The 21,406-nt window shown below is 40.0% G+C and carries 19 protein-coding genes; 5 read left to right on the top strand and 14 right to left on the bottom strand.

Annotated elements, in window-relative coordinates; translation table 11 throughout:
- Positions 1-185 precede the first annotated feature (185 nt).
- From ACP2AF_RS13695 to ACP2AF_RS13685, 3 genes are read left to right on the top strand one after another with little or no spacing between them, the layout of a single operon-like run.
- Positions 186-1,256 (top strand): 3-oxoacyl-ACP synthase III family protein, encoded by a 1,071-nt coding sequence (locus ACP2AF_RS13695; protein WP_425236715.1) that lies wholly within the window; start codon positions 186-188, stop codon positions 1,254-1,256.
- Between the two features lie 3 nt (positions 1,257-1,259).
- Positions 1,260-1,475 carry an acyl carrier protein gene (locus ACP2AF_RS13690; protein WP_425236714.1) on the top strand — a complete coding sequence of 72 codons (216 nt, stop codon included), beginning with the start codon at positions 1,260-1,262 and terminating at the stop codon, positions 1,473-1,475.
- Positions 1,476-1,517: 42 nt separating this feature from the next.
- A complete protein-coding gene (locus ACP2AF_RS13685) occupies positions 1,518-2,177 on the top strand; it encodes an acetyltransferase (RefSeq protein ID WP_425236713.1) in 660 nt (219 codons plus the stop codon).
- Between the two features lie 60 nt (positions 2,178-2,237).
- Here the strand turns inward: ACP2AF_RS13685 and ACP2AF_RS13680 are convergent, their stop codons facing one another.
- The 11 genes from ACP2AF_RS13680 to ACP2AF_RS13630 form a co-directional block, all read right to left on the bottom strand.
- Entirely contained in the window at positions 2,238-2,918 is a 681-nt protein-coding gene (locus ACP2AF_RS13680) for a metallophosphoesterase family protein (RefSeq protein WP_425236712.1), read from the bottom strand.
- Complete coding sequence (locus tag ACP2AF_RS13675; protein ID WP_425236711.1) at positions 2,915-3,877, bottom strand: ATP-grasp domain-containing protein; 963 nt, start codon at positions 3,875-3,877, stop codon at positions 2,915-2,917. The genes ACP2AF_RS13680 and ACP2AF_RS13675 overlap by 4 nt, the downstream gene beginning before the upstream one ends.
- A 93-nt stretch (positions 3,878-3,970) precedes the next feature.
- Positions 3,971-5,152, bottom strand: coding sequence for an OmpA family protein (locus ACP2AF_RS13670; RefSeq protein ID WP_425236710.1), 1,182 nt, complete (start codon positions 5,150-5,152; stop codon positions 3,971-3,973).
- Positions 5,153-5,265: 113 nt separating this feature from the next.
- Positions 5,266-5,664: a hypothetical protein gene (locus ACP2AF_RS13665; RefSeq protein WP_425236709.1), complete on the bottom strand. Its 399-nt coding sequence runs from the start codon at positions 5,662-5,664 to the stop codon at positions 5,266-5,268.
- 64 nt (positions 5,665-5,728) lie between these two features.
- Entirely contained in the window at positions 5,729-6,874 is a 1,146-nt protein-coding gene (gene bshA, locus ACP2AF_RS13660; protein ID WP_425236708.1) for an N-acetyl-alpha-D-glucosaminyl L-malate synthase BshA, read from the bottom strand.
- A 116-nt stretch (positions 6,875-6,990) separates the two neighbouring features.
- The gene (locus ACP2AF_RS13655; RefSeq protein ID WP_425236707.1) at positions 6,991-9,903 is read right to left on the bottom strand and encodes a glycoside hydrolase family 3 N-terminal domain-containing protein; all 2,913 of its coding nucleotides are present in this window, start codon (positions 9,901-9,903) and stop codon (positions 6,991-6,993) included.
- 110 nt (positions 9,904-10,013) lie between these two features.
- Positions 10,014-10,496 carry an ABC transporter ATPase gene (locus tag ACP2AF_RS13650; protein ID WP_425236706.1) on the bottom strand — a complete coding sequence of 161 codons (483 nt, stop codon included), beginning with the start codon at positions 10,494-10,496 and terminating at the stop codon, positions 10,014-10,016.
- 73 nt (positions 10,497-10,569) lie between these two features.
- Positions 10,570-11,361 carry a (Fe-S)-binding protein gene (locus tag ACP2AF_RS13645; protein WP_425236705.1) on the bottom strand — a complete coding sequence of 264 codons (792 nt, stop codon included), beginning with the start codon at positions 11,359-11,361 and terminating at the stop codon, positions 10,570-10,572.
- 1 nt (position 11,362) lies between these two features.
- Positions 11,363-12,694 (bottom strand): 4Fe-4S dicluster domain-containing protein, encoded by a 1,332-nt coding sequence (locus ACP2AF_RS13640; RefSeq protein ID WP_425236704.1) that lies wholly within the window; start codon positions 12,692-12,694, stop codon positions 11,363-11,365.
- Entirely contained in the window at positions 12,695-13,663 is a 969-nt protein-coding gene (locus tag ACP2AF_RS13635) for an MlaD family protein (protein ID WP_425236703.1), read from the bottom strand.
- Between the two features lie 54 nt (positions 13,664-13,717).
- Complete coding sequence (locus ACP2AF_RS13630; RefSeq protein WP_425236702.1) at positions 13,718-15,079, bottom strand: N-acetylmuramoyl-L-alanine amidase family protein; 1,362 nt, start codon at positions 15,077-15,079, stop codon at positions 13,718-13,720.
- A 91-nt stretch (positions 15,080-15,170) separates the two neighbouring features.
- On the opposite strand from ACP2AF_RS13630, the gene ACP2AF_RS13625 reads away from it, so the two are divergent.
- Positions 15,171-17,939 (top strand): putative LPS assembly protein LptD, encoded by a 2,769-nt coding sequence (locus ACP2AF_RS13625; RefSeq protein ID WP_425236701.1) that lies wholly within the window; start codon positions 15,171-15,173, stop codon positions 17,937-17,939.
- Positions 17,940-17,976: 37 nt separating this feature from the next.
- Positions 17,977-18,357, top strand: coding sequence for a RidA family protein (locus ACP2AF_RS13620; RefSeq protein WP_425236700.1), 381 nt, complete (start codon positions 17,977-17,979; stop codon positions 18,355-18,357).
- Here ACP2AF_RS13620 and ACP2AF_RS13615 read toward each other — a convergent pair.
- The 3 genes from ACP2AF_RS13615 to pfkA all read right to left on the bottom strand — a co-directional run bounded on the left by ACP2AF_RS13615 (position 18,350) and on the right by pfkA (position 21,293).
- A complete protein-coding gene (locus tag ACP2AF_RS13615) occupies positions 18,350-19,201 on the bottom strand; it encodes an N-acetylglucosamine kinase (RefSeq protein WP_120714387.1) in 852 nt (283 codons plus the stop codon). The two genes, ACP2AF_RS13620 and ACP2AF_RS13615, sit on opposite strands and share 8 nt — an antisense overlap.
- 80 nt (positions 19,202-19,281) lie before the next feature.
- Complete coding sequence (gene gap / locus ACP2AF_RS13610) at positions 19,282-20,283, bottom strand: type I glyceraldehyde-3-phosphate dehydrogenase (protein ID WP_425236699.1); 1,002 nt, start codon at positions 20,281-20,283, stop codon at positions 19,282-19,284.
- A 23-nt stretch (positions 20,284-20,306) separates the two neighbouring features.
- Positions 20,307-21,293, bottom strand: coding sequence for a 6-phosphofructokinase (gene pfkA / locus ACP2AF_RS13605; protein WP_425236698.1), 987 nt, complete (start codon positions 21,291-21,293; stop codon positions 20,307-20,309).
- Positions 21,294-21,406 lie beyond the last annotated feature (113 nt).

The raw sequence follows: 21,406 nt of genomic DNA, 5'->3' as shown, positions 1-21,406 counted from the left end.
TTCCGATGATGTTTGGAAAATGGTCGGACAAGAGACAATTTTTTAATCCAAAAAGAGTTTTCTACTAATTAAGAAGTACGTTTAAAAAAGTCCTATCGACAATTTTTAGAAGAATTGTTTATATAATCATTAATCTTACCCCTATGGTAACTTTCAAATTTGTACAGTAAAATTGATTTCAACCTATGAACTTAAAATTTAGGAATAAAAAGATAACCGGAATCCTTACCGTTTTGCCGGATAACGAAATAAAATTTGAGGATGAGGTAGACAATTACGCCTTTTCCAGAAGTCAGACCATGAAACTTAAGCTGATCATGGGATACAATAAACGACGGGTTGTAAATGAGGAGACCAGCATCTCGGATTTATGCGTGTTCGGCCTAGAGCATCTTTTCAATCAAAAACTACTTGGTAGGGATGAAATAGACGCCATGATATTGGTAACCCAATCTCCGGATTACATAATTCCTAATACAAGCCAAGTAATCCATGGTCGCCTAGGTTTAAAGACCGACATGATATGCGAGGAATTGAGCCAGGCTTGTGCCGGATATCCCATTGGTCTTATCCAAGCCTTTATGCTATTAGAGCAGGAAGAAATCAACAAGGTTGTGGTGCTCAATGCGGATATATTTAGCCGAAAAGTCTCGAAGCAGGACAGGGGAAGTAGACCGTTGACGGGCGATGCGGCATCCATAACTATTGTTGAAAATGACACATCGGACAATACCATTTACGGTTCTATCAATACCGATGGGAAGGGAGCGGATGCCCTCATCATTCCAGCTGGAGGTTTTAAAACCCCCTCTAGTCCGGAAACGGCGGAATTAAAGACGGATAGCAAAGGAAACACCCGATCTCTGGATCATTTGGTCATGAAGGGCGATGATGTATTTAACTTCGTACAAAAAGTAGTACCCCCAATGATCAATAACCTTTTGGACAAAGCGGGAAGGAAAAAGGAGGATGTGGACTACTTTATGTTTCATCAGCCCAATAAATTTATGCTGAAAAAGTTGGCCGACAAAATGGAGGTATCCTATGAGAGAATGCCGAACAATGTTGTCGAAAATTTCGGAAATGCCAATAGCGTATCCACTCCCACAAATATTACCTTCAATTTAGGAAACAAACTGACCAAGGAATCGCTGCTGATCTGCCTGGCCGGGTTTGGTGCCGGATTAAGTTGGTCTTCCTTATTATTGGAAATAGGGAATTTGGACTTTTGTGAAATAAAAGATTATAAGATTTAAACTATGGAAAATTTTCAATCGTCCATTGCCGAACTCTTGGAAGAGGAATCAATTGAGTTAAGTGATGAGCTCCACTCCTTTGATGCCTGGGACTCATTAACTATTTTGTCAATAATAGCGTTTTGCGACTCTGAATATAATGTACCTTTATCTGCTGAGGAAATCGATGAATCAGGTACCGTTTTGGGTCTGAAAGAGCTTATTGAAAGTAAAATGTAAACCCTTATATTTCGAATTTAAAACTAATTAATCAACTATAGTATGAAAAATGTAATTATTTTAGGCAGTGGTGGACTAGCGGCCCAATTGACATTTTATATTGAAGACAATAATTCCAAAGTAGAAAATGATGAAAAACTCAATATATTAGGATATATCGATTACGAAGAGAATATCGAAAAGCATTGGAAAAGATATAATTTTAAAGCCCCTGTATTATGTGATATTGATTCGTATGTTCCCGAAGACGAAGAGGTTTTATTGGGAATTTCCGATGTTAAATTCAGAAATAAAATGATTGAGATTTTGGTTAAAAAAAATGCCAAAATTGGTAGTTTTATTCATTCAACAGTTATCATTTCCAAATCCCAAACTATAGGTTTTGGCAATATTGTTATGCCATTTTGCGAAATTGAACCAAACAGTCAGGTCGGCGATTGTAATATTTTAACTCCTTACAGTTTTATTAGTCATGATAGCATTGTTGGCAGTGGGAATTTCTTTTCAAAAGCTGGAATAGCCGGACACACCGAGGTGGGTAGTAATAATTACTTTGGGCTTGGATCGGTTGTAATACCCCATGTAACGATAGGAAACAACAACATTATTATGGCTGGAATGGTGGTTAATAAGTCAGTTAAGGATGACACCACTGTTTTTTATCGTTTCAAAGAAAAAATTATGGCTATTCCCAAGGTGTGATAGTCTTTAAAATTGGTTTCGTCTTCCACAAATCCTATTTTGATTATTGCAAGGTTACTACTACCCCTCAAGGCTATGTAGATGTTTTGCTCCTGTCTTTAGGCTACCGTAATAGTAATCACTAAAACCGGCCCTTTTCATCAGTTGAAATACTTTTTCCATATCATACTCAACGCGATGCAATGAGATAATATCATCTTTGACAACAGCAAATGCCGCTTTGGGATTATTATCCCGTGGTTGTCCAACCGACCCGGGATTACAGTATATTTTGTCTCGGTATTGTTTTAACACTTGAATATGCGTATGGCCGGACATAAATATTTTACCGACAATTTTTGAGAAATAATCCTCTGAAGGTTCCCAGATATATTCATCAATTGGGTTGGACCAACCTCCATGTACCATATGAATGTTTCCAACAAACCTCTGAATCTTACTTTTTCTCAACCAATCCATATTAGCCTTGGTGATTATCGTCTTCTGATACTCTAGGCAATCATTCACACTTCTACTTCTCGAACAATAGCCACCACTGCACAAATACCAGTCATGATTACCCATTAAATTTGGGATTTTACGTTCAATGAGTTCTTCACAACACTCATTGACTTGGGAAAAATAGCCCACTACATCCCCCAAACTATAAACTTCCGATACGCCCATCTTGTCCAATTCCCACAATACAGATTTAAGGGCTTCGTAATTCCCATGTATGTCCGATATAACTCCTATTTTCATGAGTAAACTATATAGTCTTCAATATATCTAATTGCCTTCCCGTTTCTAATTTTTGGTTGTCCCGGAATTTTTCCATCCAAAAAATATTTGATTGACATTAAGGCGTCATTATACCCAAAGGCATATCGCATTGATGTTGACGAGGAAAAACGCGGATTGATCTCTAATAGATAAACCGCTCCATTGTGTATCCTAAACTGAAAGTTTGTGGGACCAATGGGTTTCAAAATCTTGCAGATGTTACGAACAGCTGCTTTAATCTGATTGTTATCAATAACCTCTGCTAAATTGGTGTACCCTCCCTGGGACAATTCTCTCTTTAGGGTAATTATCGCATAATATCCGCCTTTTCCATCACAAAATGCGCTGGTCGTGAACTCTTCATCATCCTTGCCAATTAGCGGTTGAGCCATTAAATTCTGACCGATCTCCGCTTTGTGCAGTTCAAAATCCTCTTCCTTCAAAACCCTAACAATCCCTTTGGAAGCATTGCCCCTTCTTGGTTTTAATAGTAGTGGCAGACCATATTTACTCTCCAATTCACTAAACTCAGAAGAAAGCGAACTAGGTATAACATGGGGACAAGCGCTATTTTCCAATACTTGGTAAAATTCCCATTTGTCCTGACATAAACAAACCAAGTCATAAGTATTCAGAACTAATTTGGCACCAGTTGACTCTATTTGTTCTCGATGGTCAGTTAGAAAAAAAACATCTTCTTCAAAACTGGGAATTACCAAATCTATATTATGGTCTTTAATTACTGAAATAATCCAGTCGATATAGCCATCCGTACCACTAAAAGGTGCTTTAATGCAAATATCCGTAAAAGCTGGTGCAATGGAGTCTTTATGAATTGTAGTACCGATTAATTTGTGCGGTTTTTTTATACTCCTAATTGATTTTAAAATTCCATATCCTATAAGTGAACTCGCACCTGTTACCCAAATATTGGCCATGTATAATTCATTCGATTTACAAATTTATTTATAAACATGACATACACACGTTATAGTCTATAGAAAACTGACCATACATCATAAAACCGAGGTCTACCGATTATTAATAAATATCAGAATAAACTCGGACCTCCTATTGATTCTATGCTTTGCTTCGGGACAATACGTGTTATCATCGCACTCATTTAATAGATTGCTCTCACCATAAGCTTCTACAGAAAGTTTGGTAGCATCTATTCCCAAACTCAATAGATAGTCCTTGGTACTCTCTACACGCCTCAGGGAAAGTCCTAAATTGTAGGGAGATGGTCCTCTTGAATCCGTACCCGAGGCGATTTTGATTGTAAGGTCAGGATTTTCGTTTAGTATATCTGCCAACCCATCAAGGACCTTTTTAGATTCGTTGTTTAGGGAGTGGGAATCAAAATTGAAATATACGTGCCCAAGTTCCTTTATTTTATCTTCTAGGAGTTGCCTCCGCCTTTTCTCGGCTTCAATTCTTGCCTTTTCAGCAAGGGCCCTCTCTTTTTCTTCAGCCAATCGCCTGGCCAATGCTGCTTCCTCCTTTGCCCGATTCGCAGCGGCTATGGAATCATTTACACGCTGTTTCTCTTTTTCCATCGCTTCAATTAGAGCTAGTTTTTCCAAACCTTTTTTGGACAATTCCTTTTTTATTCCAAATCTATAAACCACCGCCGCCGAATGCTGTAATTGTTTTGTAGACCCTTCTGGAATTCCCCATTTGCCCATGGTATTAAAATTTAAACCCCATCGATCACTGAACCATGTATTGAAGCCAAAACCGGCATTTGCCGTACTTCTTCCAACAGAACCTATCGAGCTATAGCCGGCACCAACATGCAGATAGGGGTCAAACCATCCAGTTTCTCCGATAATCTTGTTTACGTCATAACTAATCTTTCCATCAATAGCGAAGTATTCCCTAAGACTGTTATTTATAGCACCATCAACGATCTTCCCTTCCTTATATCTATTGTAAGTACCAATTGCTTCTACACCAATTCCATTTCTAAAAAATCTACCAATACTTATTCTGGAAGGATAAGGAACTGTATGCCAGGTGTCTTCAATATCCAAAATACCCTCTCCAAAGGGTGTCGCGGAATCATCCACAATATTAAGGCCAAGACCTACCACCCAAGAACTAACGACAACACTGTCTTTGGATGTGAGTTGAAGTTCCTCCTCTTGGGAAGAAACGGTGCTGGTAATGAATAGGATAGCAGCAAACAAATGTAGGGCATAGCATTTCATAGGTTCAAAAATTTAGGACTAATACTAAGGTAAAGGTATGGCAAACAGTTATTTGCCGGAAGCCTTAGCTATGAAAGGTGATTTTTTTCGATGGACTACATAAGAATTTTCGTTCATCGATTTTTTTGGAAGATAATCTTCTTTTGGGTAGATGGTATTTTGTAAATGCTAAATGGACTTATGACAGCATCAAAAGTAGATTTTTCCTGTTTCTCTTCCAAAGTAGGCGCAATAACAATCTCTTGATCCGTTACATTCTTAACCGACAATTTCGGCAGAACTTGTCGTTTTTCTTCCCCACTGCAATAGATTAGCACGGTTTCCCTGGAAAAATCAACAATTGGCAGCGGAAGGCCCGGTTTTCTTGTTCTATTTACTTTTAAAAAAAACTGTTGCAGTCCTTTGGCAGTAGTGATAATACGTGTTTCCCCATCTGGCAAACCACTGTAATCATCTCGCAGCAATAAGGTCAACGTATACTCTGGATTCGTCTTATCCTGATTTTTCCTCAATGCTCTTTTATTTCCATTACAAGAAATGAGTAAAGCCAAAATAACCATATGGATAGTTCCTTTTCTACATAAAGGAATTCTTATATCTGCTTTTATAGGCTTTTTCATAGATGGCCTCATAGAGGGGTAATACCCTTAAAATATCGAATTTGAGTGCTGCATTGTACGCATTTTGTTTAAAATCTTCAAGTCTTTTTTCATCTTCAAGAATTTTTATGGCATTATTCGCCATATCCTCAACATCACCCACATCACTCAAAAAACCGGTAACGCCATGTCTATTTACTTCAGGAATTCCACCGGTATTACTGGAAATTATGGCTACCCTGTTTATCATTGCCTCCAAAGCAGCCAAACCAAAACTCTCCGATTTTGAAGGTAAAAGGAAAAGGTCCGAAAAACAAAGAATTCTATCTATTTCATGGCTATTACCTAAAAAGATTACCTTTTCACTTATTCCGAGACGATCACAGAGCAATTCGGCATTCTCTTTTTCTGGTCCCTCTCCTACCATAATCAACTTCGCGGGCATTTGTTCTTGTATCCTATGAAAAATATGGATGACGTCAGGGATATGCTTTACCTTTCTAAAGTTACTAATATGGGTAATGATTTTCTCGTCATCCTTAGCCATCAATGATCTTTGGCAATCCTTAAAAGAAACACTGTACTTGGTTTTGTCGATAAAGTTGGGAACCACCTCTATTTCCTTTCGAATATCGAAAAACTTGAGCGTACGCTGCTTTAAATTTTCAGAAACCGAAGTAACCACGTCGGATTGGTTAATACTAAAAGTTACCGCTGGTTTGTAAAATGGATGATTGCCTACCAGTGTGATATCCGTCCCGTGCAAGGTGGTAATCATAGGAATAAAAATACCTTCCTCTTCCAACATCTTTTTTGCCATATATCCGGCATAGGCATGGGGAATGGCGTAATGTACGTGCAATAACTCTATACCATAGAGTTTTATGGTATCCACCAGTTTACTCGATAGAGCCAATTCATAAGGTTGGTAATGAAATAAGGGATATTCTGGAACATGGACTTCATGAAAGTGAATCCTATTGCCCAATAGTTCCAAGCGAACGGGTTGTCTGTAAGTAACAAAATGTACTTCATGACCTCTTTCGGCCAAGGCTATTCCCAATTCCGTGGCTACAACACCACTACCTCCAAAAGTGGGGTAACATACTATAGCGATTTTCATTTTTCAAATGTAACGAAAACGAAATTGTCGGTTTGTATGACAGGGAGTAATTAAGGAAAGTTTATGAATTTGGTAATCGCCGTAGGTTGACGTGGCAGGTGGATTAGAGACTTCTATTAATCGATGATTGCATCATATATGGCGCGCTGAATTCTTGTTCTAAGTCCAGATTTCACCAAAAGCGTATTGGAGGCGGTGGGGTAGGTCCTGTTGGATAAAAACACATATACGATTTCTTCTTCGGGATCTGCCCACGTATATGTTCCCGTAAAACCACTATGGCCAAAGCTTTTTCTGGAAACGCATCCGCAAGTAGGTCCCTTCTCCTTTAATTGGGGTTTGTCAAAGCCTACTCCCCTGCGCACATCCTTATCGCAAAAATAACATGTATTGAATTTTTTGACCGTCCTGGAGTCCAAAAACCTGGTTCCCCCATAAAATCCGTCTTGCAAGTACATCTGCATTATCTTGGCAACGTCATTGGCATTACTAAAAAGTCCCGCATGCCCCCCAACACCGCCTTGCATGGCCGCTCCCATATCATGAACATATCCATGTACAATTTGATACCGAAAATATTTATCCACTTCCGAAGGTACAACCTTATTTCTAGGGAATTTGTCCAAGGGATTAAAACTTGTATTGAAAGCTCCTATAGGTTTATACAAAAAATCATTGGCGAGTTTGTCCAATGGGGTTTGGTAGGTTTCTTCTATATACTTTTTCATTACAAAGTAGGCAACATCACTATAGCGATATCTATTGGACTTTAGTCTTTGTCTACCTATTCTATTGTAAATGGAATCCTGATAGGCATCCGTTAAATAAAGATTGTCCGAAACCTTATAGGAAAAACCCTGGGAGGGCTCATTTCTATAAAAATCCTTGGAAGGCTTTCTATCCTTATCCAAGGTACTAACATAAAATGCTATCCAGGCTGGAAGTCGACCATAATGTGATAAAGCTTTTAAAACAGTTACATTCTTCAGCTCAGTATCCGAATATTCAGGTACTAGCTCTTGAAAGGTATTGTTCAAAGTAATATCACCATTTTCCTCCATTTTCATCACCAATGGCAAAGTAGCCAATATTTTGGTGATCGATGCCAAGTCATAAATATGACCAGGTGTTATCTTTTCTGTGGATTTATAGGTTGGTTTCCCAAATCCCTCGTTGTAAATAACCTTTCCTTTTCTTGCTATCAAAACTTGAGCACCGGGGTACATCAAAGAATCCAGTCCATCATTTACCAATCTATCCACTTCGGTCAATTTTGTTGAACTCATACCGACACTCTCGGGCAAACTATAGCCTAATCGTTTCAATGACTCAAGTCGGAAAGAGGTATTCACAGGAAAGTCCGGATGTGCCGTTACAGGTAAAACCCCTTTCGCGGGAATGGCGCCAAAAATGAGCTGTGCCGTTTTTCTTTGGGCCTGGTCACTGTTCTGGTAGGCAACCACTACCCCATCTATACTCTTAAAGGACGCAACATCCATCAACGCATAAGGTTTGGCAAAAACGGATAAAATGGTATTTGAAGTTCGTTGTTTTGCTATTTCCGATAACCACAAGAGTTCGTTTTTTGAAAATTTATAGGGCTTCCACGGACTACTATTGCTCTTATGATAACCAATGATAACCAAATTATAGTCTGAAAGTTCTCTTTTTAAGGTTGCAATATCCTTACCGTTAACCTGTGTAACCTTGGCATATTTATTCAGTTCTTCCACAAAGGAATTGCTGTTGGCATCACCAAATTTGACATAGGCTATCTTTTTATTTTCCAATTTCTTGATACCCATAAGTTGAAAATTGTTCTTTACCACGGTGATGGCATTTTCAATAGCTTCGTCATAGACCAGGTCATCCTGTAGGGAATTCAGGTCTTTATAAAGGTTCTGTAACTGGACAGGTTTATAATCGCTTAGTCCCACTTTGTATTTGGCCATCAGGATTTTTTTGACGGATGCCGAAAGTCGTCTTTCAGTTATACGGCCCCTTTCATACGCAGCTAAAAGCTTCTCTTTGGCCTTATTGATATTACCGGGCATCAACAATATATCGTTTCCAGCCAAAAATGCGGCCAATTCCACATCGCCTTCCTCGCGTTTATCAGTTACTCCTTTCATATTCAGCGCGTCGGTAAAAACTAATCCGTTAAATCCCATTTCTTCCTTTAGAAGGCCGGATATAATCTGTTCTGACAATGATGATGGGAGGTTTTCCTTTATTTCCAAGGCCGGAACATTCAAATGGGCTACCATTACACTACTTAAACCTTCATTTATTAATTTTTGAAAGGGATACAACTCAACGCTATCCAATCTTTGTCTAGTGACATTAATTACAGGCAAGGCATGGTGTGAGTCGGTTGCAGTATCCCCATGCCCAGGAAAATGTTTGCCACTGGAGAGTACGCCGGCGCGGTGCATGCCTTTCATAAACATTATACCCTTTTGGGCCACGTTATCCCTATCCTCTCCAAAAGAGCGATTGCCAATAATCGGATTTTGTGGGTCTATGTTTATATCAATATCAGGTGCAAAGTTTATATGAACTCCCAAACGCTTGGCGTGCAACCCTATCCTATAACCAACCTTTTCCAAAATAGTACTGTCCTTAATGGCACCCAAGGTCATATTCCAGGGAAAGGCGAAGGTGGAATCCAATCGCATGGATAAACCCCATTCCGCATCCATGCCAACCAATAAGGGGAGTTTGGAAATGGCTTGATATTCGTTGGTGAGCTTGGCCTGCCTTTGAGGACCTCCGGTAGAAAAAATAACCCCACCAATTCCGTGTTCCTTTATAAGGTCCTTTAATTTATCCGTGCTTCCTTTACCTTGGCTGGAAGCAACACTTATCATAAACAATTGACCGATCTTTTCCTCTAAGGTCATTGCGCTATACCGTTCATTGACCCAAGAAGATTGTGCCAAACTATCTTCTGCCATCAACGGACCTTCCTGTGCTTCAATGCCTAAAACAATAAGAAACAACAAAGAAACGGTTAAGGAGAATCGCATATAAAAGTATCTAGGGGAAACAACTAAAAATCCAAATGATTATTGCATTTTATTGATTTAATGGAAAACAAGTGTTTTAAGCTGGCCATAACTTTAACACCAACCCGTAATCACATAAATCGGGAATGCCAGCTTTCCGATGCCGGTACTTCCCAATGTTCTTTGTACTCTGCCTTATTGGTCACCAAATTATTGAAAACAATAGTCTTTTCGGACACGGCCCTTTGCTTGGCCATTTTCTTAAAATCTATCAAGGGTTTATAGGCAACATATTCTCCTTGTTTGTAGGACACGTTCATTTTGTCCAATAACACCACATCATATTTTTTTTCCAAGTGTTGGATAAAATGAACTGACGCATCTATGGAACAACCTGACGCGGCATTTTGGGCCTGATCCAGACCGATTACAATAAATCTACTATAGGGAATCTCATATCCCGCTTTTAATTCACCGCCGTGGGCCGTCCAATTTTGGATAAAATCGTCCAATTCACACTGTAAATTAACCAACTCTTCTTGATTAAAACTCCTATTGGCTTGATATATCCAGATTCTAGATGTATCCGGCAAATCGTCAAAATGCACTAACATTTTTAGTTGAATTACGAATTAAAAAATAAACTTCAAAGATTGAATAACAAACCAATTCTGGTAAACTAAATGGTTATATTTCCTCCGCATTGGCAATTAACTCTGCTATGTCCCTCACGGTAATAGTCGCTTCCTTTTCCTTATTCTTAACACCATCCGTCATCATGGTATTGCAAAAAGGACAAGCGGCAGCGATAATATCCGGTTTTGTTTCTAAGGCCTGTTCTGTTCGCTCAATATTTACATCCTTATCTCCTTTTTCCGGCTCCTTAAACATTTGTGCCCCCCCGGCACCGCAACATAGTCCCTTTTTTTTGCAATTCTTCATTTCTACCAATTCGGCATCCAGCTTTTTTATCAAATCCCTAGGGGCCTCATAAACATTGTTGGCCCTACCCAAATAACATGGGTCGTGATATGTAATTCGCTTTCCCTTGAATTTACCACCTTCAAGGGTAATTTTGCCTTCCTCTACAAGCTGTCCTAAAAATTGGGTATGGTGCATTACCTCATATTTCCCTCCAAGGTCGGGATACTCATTCCTCATGGTGTTAAAACAATGCGGACAGGCTGTAACTACTTTTTTAATTTCGTAGGCATTAAGTACCTCAATATTGGAAACCGCCTGCATTTGAAACAAAAACTCATTACCCGCCCTTTTCGCAGGATCTCCGGAGCAGCTTTCCTCGGTACCCAAAACCGCAAAGGAAACTTTGGCCCTATTGAGAATCTTTGCAAATGCCTTGGTGATTCTTTTGGCCCGGTCATCAAAACTTCCTGCACAGCCCACCCAAAACAGGACTTCAGGCTGTTGTCCCGCTGCGGACAGTTCGGCCATGGTGGGTACTTTTAGTTCACTTTCCATATTAGTTCTCTTTTGCCCAATTAAGCCTATCCATTTGGTTAAATGGCCAAGGAGCTCCGTTGTTCTCTATATTTCCCATCATATTGTTCAGCTCGGAAGGTGCTGCGGATTGTTCCATCACCAGATATTGGCGCATATCCATAATAATGGATAAAGGATGTATACTTACGGGACAGGCCTCGACACATGCGTTACAAGAAGTACAGGCCCAAAGTTCTTCCCGGGTAATATAATCATCCAACAGTTGCTTTCCGTCATCTTTGAATATCCCTTTATTGATATCCAGATTTTTTCCCACCTCTTCCAATCTATCACGAGTATCCATCATGATTTTTCTTGGCGATAACTTTTTCCCGGTCTGATTGGCTGGACATTCGTTGGTACAACGGCCACATTCAGTACAGGTGTAGGCATTCAACAACTGTACCCAACTCAAGTCCTTTACATCGGATGCACCAAACTTAGAGACTTCCTCCCCATTTTCAACTTCCGGAGTAGCGGCATAAGGGTCTGCCGACGGATCCATCATCAACCTTACTTCCTTGGTGACTGATTCCAAATTGTTGAGTTTACCCTTTGGGCCTAATTTGCCAAAATAGGTGTTGGGAAAGGCCAATAGGATATGAAGATGTTTTGAATAATACAGATAATTCAAGAAGAAAAGGATGCCTAAAATATGAAGCCACCAGGCCAAACGTTCAATCAAAATCAACGAAGATATGGACATGCCATTAAAAAAAGGTGCTAAAAATTGACTTATGGGAAAATCTCCTGCCTTTGTATAATGGGCAGCATCCATCTGCTGTAATTGATAATCCGCTCCGTTCATGGTTAAAAAAAGTACCATAAGGATCAACTCGATGTATAGAATCCAATTCGCATCGGTCTTTGGCCATCCTTTCATTTCTGGTTTTACAAAACGGCCAAGTCGCATAAGGTTTCTTCGTATCCAAAAGACAACTACTGCAATAATGACCAACAAGGCCAATATTTCAAAAGAGGCGATAAGGAAGTTGTAAGCTGATCCCAATGGTGAAAAAACACGATGGGTCCCCAAAATACCATCAATGATGATTTCCAGTACTTCTATATTGATAATTATAAATCCTAGATAAACGATTATATGAAGCAATCCCGGAATTGGCCTAACCACCATTTTGGTCTGCCCTAATGCTATCTTGAACATATTTCTCCATCGGAGTGAAGTGTTGTCCGTTACATCAACCTTTTTGCCCAATTTTATGTTACGGGCCAATTTCTTCACATTTCGGATAAAAAATCCAATACCTGCTATCAAGGCAGCTACAAATAAAATGTTGGGAAGATATTGCATTTATTGTTCATCTGTTTTCTCAGCGGGGTCATCCTCTGGAACGGTATATTCCTTTTGTTTTTTACCGAATACGGAAACATTTACATAACGTTTGGGATTCAATCGGAAATCCTGTAAGAGCAAATCCAGTTCCCTTGAGGCATTGCTCAAGTTATTATACAGCTCTTCGTTGTTCATAAGTTTGCCTAAGGTCCCGTCACCTTGATCTATTTTGGACATTACCCGATTTAAACTGGCCATTGTGGATTCCAGATTGGCCAAGGTTCTGCCTAAACCTGCGTTATTCAGGGAATCTGAAAGTTTTGAAAAATTATGGGTAAGTTCCTTGAAATTGGTCAACGAGCTATCCAACTTACCTTCATTGTTCTTCAATAACTTGTTCAGCACCTCGGCACTACCTTGAAGGCTACTTACCAAACCGTTCAAACCATGGATGGCATCCCTTAAGTCACCCCTTGCCCTATCATCCAGTACATCATTGACATTAACCAGCAAAGAATCCGCATCTGTAACCGCAGATTCGAATTTCTTGAACAATGGGGTAAGTTTTTGTTGTGCCAACTCGGTTAGCCCTGGCCTGGTTTTCGTGGATAGTGTATCATATTTGGAAACCATTGGGGCACCATCAAATATCGGATTTATTTGCAATCCCTTGCCACCTATGATGCCGGTATCATAGAGTTCTACCGAGCTATTTTTTGAGAATCCAAAATCACTTTTGACCGAGAAAGTGACCAATAACCTGCCCGAATCATCATTAAATCGAATATCATTAACCGTCCCAACATTATACCCATTAATGGAAACTGGGGTTCCAGGTTGTAACCCGCCCACATTATCATAAACGGCATAGAGCGTTATGTTATCATCAAAAAGAGGGGTTGATTTTAAGTAACTAAATCCCAAAACGAACAACAGGATTCCGCCAATAACAATGATTCCTGTCTTAATTTCCCTAGATAACTTCAAGAGGATGGTTTTTCTATTGCTAACAAAATTAGAAATAAATTTTTAAGACCGGTGCTATTCGGAAACGTATTTTAAAGCCTCAGGAATGGAAATGCGTTTTCCATCCTTATAAGCTACGATAAAGGATGTGGTGTACCCTTTTAAATCCGCATTCCGTTTTAACATTCCGGCTTCCCGGTACGAACTGGTGCTGCCATAGAAATACCTAAAAAGATTGTTGTAAGGTTCCTTGGAAATCCTACTTAAACCTTTGAAATTACTAGATGTAGGGCTTAAATCCTTGGAACTGGCGAGCAATTGTATCTTAAAAACGATATTGGCCGAAGGTTTGGGGGAAGCCTCTTTATCTTTAGAGGGTGCAGCTGTTTCTTGGTTTTTAATAGGGTCGCTATTTTGTTTTGGAGTTTCTTTTTTGACAATATCAATACCTTTGGGAGCATTTTCCAATGTACCAGATGATGAATTATCTACTTTTTCAGCTTTGGTAACTTTTTCCACTTCATTCACTGAAGAATCCAATGGTTTTTTATTCGGCTCCTCGGTTTCGGTCTGAACTGTTTTCTCTGAATTTAAGGTCTCATCCTTCGTCGGCAATGGCACTTCTGGTGTAGATTGTATAGGAACGGCCGCTGTATTGGCCTGAACGCCGTTCTTATATTTTAAGATGGCTTCCGCAATAGCAGTACCCATTTCGGTTTGCCCTTTTTGAGAATTTAAATAAGCCCCCTCTGATCTATTGGTAAGAAATCCGGTCTCTACCAAAACACTAGGCATAAATGTCTGATGAAGTACTATGAATCCTGCTTGTTTTACCTTTCTATCGTTTCTTTTCAACTTCTCGGAAAATTTATCTTGCATTATTTTGGCGAGCATAATGCTTTGATCTAGAAATTCTTCCTGCATAATGGTCAATCCGATAATGGATTCCGGGGAGTTGATATCATAGTCCGCATATCGGGTTTCATAATTGTCCTCCAAATAAATCACGGAATTTTCCTTTTTGGCTATTTCGAAGTTTTGTTTATTGGCATGGAGGCCAAGTACGAATGTACCGGCTCCGTGAGCATCGGAAGAATGGGAATCACAATGAACGGATACGAAAAGATCCGCATTGGCCTTATTGGCTATCTCGCCCCGTACGAATAAATCAACAAACGTATCATCCTTGCGCGTATAAACCACCTTAATCTCCGGGTAACTTTCCAGCATCTCCCCCACCTTAAGGACAATTTTTAACGCAATATTTTTTTCCAAGTATCCATTTCCAAGATTTCCGGGATCATGACCGCCGTGGCCCGCATCCAAAACAACAACAAAGGGATCGTTATTTGTTAATTCGGTATTATTTTTGTTGAAGGCACTAAGAACTAGAACAGACAAGAAAAAAATGATAGGAAAAAACCGTTTCAAATTCATAATATAACAGCGTTTTAATGCTCCCCTCTTGGTTAAATTTATGGTAATACGCTATAAGGGGAACAAAAAATATATGTAAGTTTGATCTCCAATGCCAACGCTAGGGGAAAGCCAAACCTTTACAAAAATAGGATATATAGCCTTGCAATCAAATAAACATTTTCTTTTCCTATTGCTGCTTTTGGTTGGTTCAATTTGGGTAAATGCCCAAGAAGACCAAATAATTCCACTACCCATAAAGGCGGAGAAGGATACCATAATTGCCCCCCTCTTTCCTATTTCTGCTCTACCCAATAGTATTCCCAATGATTCCACCCAAACGGACTCCCTAAATAAAAAGGAATCAATTTTATTGGATAAGATTAAATACAAAGCCAAGGATTATGTGAAATTGAGCCAAAAAGATCAAAAAATATATTTGTACAACGAGGCTGAAATATACTATCAGGATACGGAATTAAAGGCAGGCATCATCATCTTGGACTATATAAAGAATGAGGTGTATGCCGGTCGTATCAAAGATTCCTTGGGCAACTACACACAAATCCCTTTCTTTAAGCAGGGCAGCAATGAGGTAATACCGGATTCCATCCGATTTAATTTTGATACCCAAAAGGCATTGATATGGAATTCACGAACGGAACAACAGGCCGGTTTAGGGCAATTAGGGAGCGATGCTATGAAGGTATATGCGGACATTACCAAAAAGGAAAATGACTCCGTTTACTTTTTGCACGAAGGTAAGTTGACCACATCCAAGGACACCATAGACCCCGATTATTACATTCGAGTTAGAAAGGCCAAATTTGTACCCAAAAAAAAGGTGATCGCGGGGTTTAGCAATCTGTACATAGCAGATGTGCCTACACCTATTGCATTGCCTTTTGCCTATTTTCCCCTTACCGTTGGGCGTACTGCAGGATTAATAATGCCCACCTTTGGAAATGATCCGGATCGCGGGTATTTTCTTCAAGGAGGAGGATATTATTTTCCCATAAGTGACTACCTGGACCTGACCCTTACTGGCGACTTTTATACCAATGGAAGTTATGGGTTTAGAGGACAATCCGCATATTCCAAGCGTTATAGATACCAAGGAAACATTAACTTCAGGTATGAAAACCTGGTTACCAGCCAAAGGGGATTCAGTGATTATAGTAGGACAACAATTTACAATATCCAGATGCGCCATTCCCAAGATGCCAAGGCCAATCCCAATTCACGGTTTTCAGCATCCGTCAACTTGGGTAGTAGTACCTATTTTCAGAATTCCTTATTGCAACAAAACCTACCCAATACGCAGAACAACAGCTTGAATTCATCCATTTCATATTCCAAGACCTTTCCGGAATATCCTATGGTAAATATGAGTGTTACGGCTACACATAGCCAGAATACTAGTGCCAATGCCCCAGAGGATAATATCCAGATGACCTTACCCACTTTTCAGGCCAGTTTAGAACGAATATTTCCTTTTGCCAAACGCGATGGAATTAAAAAGGGTATCATCCAGAATGTGAATTTTCAGTACGATGTTAATGCGCGCAACAGTCTAACCACCAATGATGATGATTTTTTGACGGGTAGAATGTTCGACAATGCCAGGGTCGGGGCCCGGCACCGGATTCCCATTAGTACCAACTTTAAAGTGGCCAAGTTTTTTAGCGTAAGTGTAGGAGGGAATTATGAGGACGTATGGACCCTTGAAACCTTTAATCAGCGTTTTGATGCCGAGGAGAATCAGGTGGTACGGGATACGATCAGTGGCTTTGATCGCTACAACACTTACAATTTTAGTGCAAGTATAGGTACCACACTTTATGGAACCTTCAATTTTGGTGAGGACAAAAAAATACAGGCTATACGCCATGTTATGAGACCTTCCTTAAGCTATGGATTCGCCCCATCCTTTGAACAATTCTATGATGAGTATATTGATGGAGACGGGGAAGTGGTACAATTCAGCAGATTTCAAGGAACTTTAAACGGGGCGCCAAGTTTGGGTAAATCCAACAGTTTAGGTTTTTCATTGGCCAACGTTTTTGAAGCCAAGGTAAAGGACAAGGATTCTACAGCAACAGAACCCAAAAAGATTCCTTTGTTGAGTAATTTAAACTTGTCCACGGGCTACAATTTTGAAGCGGATTCGTTGCGCATAAGTCCTTTGAGCATCAATGGTGGCACCAATATCCTTGACAATAAGATGGCCATCAATTTCTCGGCAGGTCTGGATCCCTATGCCATAGATAACAATGGACGCCGGATAAACACCTTTAACATAGATAACGGAGGTAGTCTTTTTAGATTGACCAGGGCTAACGTTAATGTTGGGTATTCCATTGACAGCAAAACCTTTGGCAAAAAGGAGGATGAAGAAGGCGAAGACGAAGATGAAAACCCCTATGATTATGTTGCCCAGAGCGGTGGCCGGGACGATGACCTTTTTGGGCGTGCAGACCGATTCAATGAACCTCCTAGAGGAGGGGACGATAGGGACTCCGAAGATGTGGAAAATCCAATTTATGGTACTAAAATTCCTTGGAATTTTAGGTTGGCCTATTCCGCCACTTATAGCAATAATCAAAGGCAGAATGAGTTTAGCAGTCATTCGCTTATGTTTTCCGGGGATATTGAGCTTTCTCCAAGGTGGAAGGTGGGAGGGTCTTCAGGATATGACTTTAAAAATAAAGGGTTTACGCTCACCCAGCTCCGTTTTGAACGGGATTTAAAGAGTTTCGTTCTCCGTTTTAATTGGACCCCCTTTGGGAATTTTGAACGCTGGTATTTCTTTATAGGAATAAAAAGTTCCATACTCAGTGACCTAAAATGGGAGAACAGAAGTCAGCCAACCAGAAGATAAAGTGAATTCCATTTAAATACCTTTAAATCATTCCATTATGAAAAAAATTATAAATACTTCCGAAGCACCTGCACCAATTGGCCCGTATAATCAGGCGATATTAAGTGGTGACACCTTGTATATTTCCGGCCAAATCCCGATTGACCCAAGTACTGGGAAATTGGTTGAAGGTAATATCACAAAGGAGACTCATCAGTCCATGAAGAATCTAAGTGCAATTTTGGATGAGGCCCAAATGACTTTTGAAAATGTGGTAAAGACCACCATTTTTTTAAAGGATATGCATCAATTCAATGAAGTCAATACGGTTTATGGGTCTTACTTCAATGCCGATACTGCTCCTGCCCGTGAAACTGTAGAAGTTGCCAACCTTCCCAAGTTTGTAAACGTTGAAATTTCTATGGTAGCCGTTAGATAGTTTGCTTGTGAAATTCAACAAGACCATCAATGGGGCGTTGCCGAATAACACCCAATACCAAGTCGTTCCTTTCAACCACTGCCTGGAGTTCATCCTTTAAATAATGGGCAATGCTGCCCACAAAATGAACCGGAACCTTAGTAGCCAGTTCAAATTGCATTACATGATTATTTATAAACTGTTGAAACCCTTTGTCTATTACACCTTTACAATAGGGATGATCCTTATTTTCAACTAAAAACCGCGCAAAAGTGGCTAGATACGTATTGGGATTGGGTTGCTTATACAAATTTTCCTTGATGACATCCGCATCCAGGTTATACTCCGTAGAAAACTTCATGGCCAAATCCTGGGGCATTTTATGATAGTAATAATCGCGTATCAATTTTCTGCCAAAAAAATTCCCGCTTCCATCATCCATGGGGATGTAACCAAGGGAAACCACTTTTTGAAACATTTGGTGCCCATCATAATAGCTACAATTAGATCCCGTACCTAAAATACATACAATGCCCTGATGCCCTACTTGGGTAGTGGAATAGATTGCGGCAAAGGTATCTTCTCTAACCTCTGCCTTGGCCTTTGGAAAAAAAGCTTTAAAAATTTTCTTTAGAAACCGTCTCATTCGTTCGGTTCCACATCCTGCGCCATAAAAAAAGAGTTGCTTAACCTTATTGCTATTCTTGGAGAGCTCAAAATTATTGGCCAGTCTGTCCTCTATTACCTCGCGTGTCAACACTTCGGGACTAAGTCCCAAAGTTTGTGTGAAAAATACCTGTTCACCCTTATCGTCCAAAGCTATCCAATCTGCTTTGGTAGCCCCACTATCTACTATTACTACCATATATTTCCTTTTAAAAAAAGAATCCTGAAAATACACAAAAAACGGTATATTTTCAGGAAAACTTTTCTTACATCAAAAACTTAAAGACTGTGAACGTATTCAGCCAAATCTATCAATTTATTGGAATACCCAGCTTCATTATCGTACCATGAAACCAGTTTGAAGAATTTGGAATTCAATTCAATTCCTGCACCTGCATCAAAAATACTGGTACGTGCATCACCAACAAAATCTTGGGAAACCACCGCTTCATCGGTATAGCCCAAGATTCCCTTGAGCTCTCCATCGGCAGCAGCTTTAAATGCTTTCTTTATTTCCTCGTAGGAAGTCTCCTTTTCCAGTCGTGCCGTTAAATCAACTACGGACACATCAGCTGTGGGTACCCTAAAAGCCATTCCCGTCAACTTCCCTTGCAACTCAGGTATTACCTTGGTGACCGCTTTGGCGGCTCCAGTGGAAGCGGGAATAATATTCAACAAAGCACTTCTACCACCTCGATAATCCTTTTTGGATGGACCATCAACGGTCATTTGCGTAGCCGTTGTGGCATGAACAGTGGTCATGAGCGCTTCCTCTATCCCGAAATTATCATTCAAGACTTTTGCCAAAGGTGCCAAACAGTTGGTCGTACAGGAAGCATTGGATACGATGGTATCAGATGCTTTTACATCTTTATGATTTACCCCCATTACAAACATTGGAGCATCTTTGGAGGGTGCTGAAATAACTACTTTTTTGGCACCACCCTCAATGTGATATTGTGCGGTTTCCAAAGTTGTGAAAATACCTGTGCATTCTGCCACGATATCTGCCCCTACTTCGTCCCACTTCAAATTTTTGGGATCCCTTTCCGCAGTAATTCGAACGGTTTTGCCGTTGACTACCAAGTTACCGTCCTTTACCTCTACGGTTCCATCAAATCTTCCGTGTACGGAATCATATTCCAATAAATAGGCAAGGTGTTCCACATCCAAAAGATCATTTATGGCAACCACATCAACATTATCCCTTTTTACGGTTGATCGGAAAACCAACCTCCCTATTCTACCAAATCCGTTAATTCCTATTTTCAAGTTTGACATTTTATCTGTTTTTAGATTAAAAATTATGTTGTCATTATTTCGGAAACCCGAATGAGTTCCTTGTCTATTTTAGTATGCCCTTTTATTGCCTTGTTTATCGGTGTCAATATAAGCCTATTATCCTGTACACCTACCATAAGGCTGGTTTTGCCCTCCAATAAAGATTCCACCGCCTTAACCCCCATTCTACTAGCTAACACCCTATCATAACAGGACGGTGGTCCTCCACGTTGCATATGACCTAATACCGATACCCTTACATCATAGATCGGTAGATGTTCCTCCACATATTCCTTGAGCTCAAACACATTTTTCCCGGTTTTATCTCCTTCTGCAACTATCACTATGCTGGAAGATTTACCGGATTCCTTACTCCGTTTCAAGGATTCCAAAAGACGATCTAGGCCCAGGTTCTCCTCGGGAATTAAAATTTCCTCGGCACCTGCACCCACTCCCGCATTTAAGGCAATATGACCGACATCCCTTCCCATTACCTCAACAAAAAAGAGACGATTGTGGGAACTGGCCGTATCCCGTATTTTATCTATGGCTTCTACAACAGTATTCAAGGCGGTATCAAAACCTAGAGTAAAGGTGGTACCGAAAATATCATTATCTATGGTACCAGGAATCCCTATGACCGGAAAATCAAATTCTTGATTGAAAATCATGGCCCCGGTAAAACTACCATCACCACCAATAACAACAAAGGCATCGATTCCTTCGGCCCTAAGTTGTTCGTAAGCTTTTTTTCTACCTTCCTTGGTACGAAATGGTTCGCACCTGGCAGATTTTAGAATGGTACCCCCCTTGTTGATGATGTTGTTTACGCTACGGGCATCCATGGGTTTAAAATCGCCCTCGATCATGCCTTCATAACCCCTATAGATACCCACACAGTCTACCTTCAAGAAAGCACAAGTACGTACTACCGACCGAATAGCTGCATTCATTCCCGGTGAATCCCCACCTGAGGTAAAAACACCGATTTTCTTTATTTCGGAAACCATCGAAAATTTTAAGCTAGCAAAATTAGCAAACTTATTTCAATTTAGGAATTGTTGAAGTCCTTAATTTAGGCAATACAACCAGCTATATCGTTTTCGTAGACCCTTGGTATTTT

The sequence above is a fragment of the Ulvibacterium sp. genome, assembly GCF_965248315.1.
In the GTDB taxonomy this organism is placed as follows: domain Bacteria; phylum Bacteroidota; class Bacteroidia; order Flavobacteriales; family Flavobacteriaceae; genus Ulvibacterium.
This window is presented reverse-complemented; position numbering and strand designations above follow the sequence as displayed.

Coding starts and splice junctions, on each gene's coding strand:
- ACP2AF_RS13695 (WP_425236715.1), top strand. CDS start 186: ATGAACTTAAAATTTAGGAATAAAAAGATAACCGGAATCCTTACCGTT.
- ACP2AF_RS13690 (WP_425236714.1), top strand. CDS start 1,260: ATGGAAAATTTTCAATCGTCCATTGCCGAACTCTTGGAAGAGGAATCA.
- ACP2AF_RS13685 (WP_425236713.1), top strand. CDS start 1,518: ATGAAAAATGTAATTATTTTAGGCAGTGGTGGACTAGCGGCCCAATTG.
- ACP2AF_RS13680 (WP_425236712.1), bottom strand. CDS start 2,918: ATGAAAATAGGAGTTATATCGGACATACATGGGAATTACGAAGCCCTT.
- ACP2AF_RS13675 (WP_425236711.1), bottom strand. CDS start 3,877: ATGGCCAATATTTGGGTAACAGGTGCGAGTTCACTTATAGGATATGGA.
- ACP2AF_RS13670 (WP_425236710.1), bottom strand. CDS start 5,152: ATGAAATGCTATGCCCTACATTTGTTTGCTGCTATCCTATTCATTACC.
- bshA (WP_425236708.1), bottom strand. CDS start 6,874: ATGAAAATCGCTATAGTATGTTACCCCACTTTTGGAGGTAGTGGTGTT.
- ACP2AF_RS13655 (WP_425236707.1), bottom strand. CDS start 9,903: ATGCGATTCTCCTTAACCGTTTCTTTGTTGTTTCTTATTGTTTTAGGC.
- ACP2AF_RS13650 (WP_425236706.1), bottom strand. CDS start 10,496: ATGTTAGTGCATTTTGACGATTTGCCGGATACATCTAGAATCTGGATA.
- ACP2AF_RS13645 (WP_425236705.1), bottom strand. CDS start 11,361: ATGGAAAGTGAACTAAAAGTACCCACCATGGCCGAACTGTCCGCAGCG.
- ACP2AF_RS13640 (WP_425236704.1), bottom strand. CDS start 12,694: ATGCAATATCTTCCCAACATTTTATTTGTAGCTGCCTTGATAGCAGGT.
- ACP2AF_RS13630 (WP_425236702.1), bottom strand. CDS start 15,079: ATGAATTTGAAACGGTTTTTTCCTATCATTTTTTTCTTGTCTGTTCTA.
- ACP2AF_RS13625 (WP_425236701.1), top strand. CDS start 15,171: ATGCCAACGCTAGGGGAAAGCCAAACCTTTACAAAAATAGGATATATA.
- ACP2AF_RS13620 (WP_425236700.1), top strand. CDS start 17,977: ATGAAAAAAATTATAAATACTTCCGAAGCACCTGCACCAATTGGCCCG.
- ACP2AF_RS13615 (WP_120714387.1), bottom strand. CDS start 19,201: ATGGTAGTAATAGTAGATAGTGGGGCTACCAAAGCAGATTGGATAGCT.
- gap (WP_425236699.1), bottom strand. CDS start 20,283: ATGTCAAACTTGAAAATAGGAATTAACGGATTTGGTAGAATAGGGAGG.
- pfkA (WP_425236698.1), bottom strand. CDS start 21,293: ATGGTTTCCGAAATAAAGAAAATCGGTGTTTTTACCTCAGGTGGGGAT.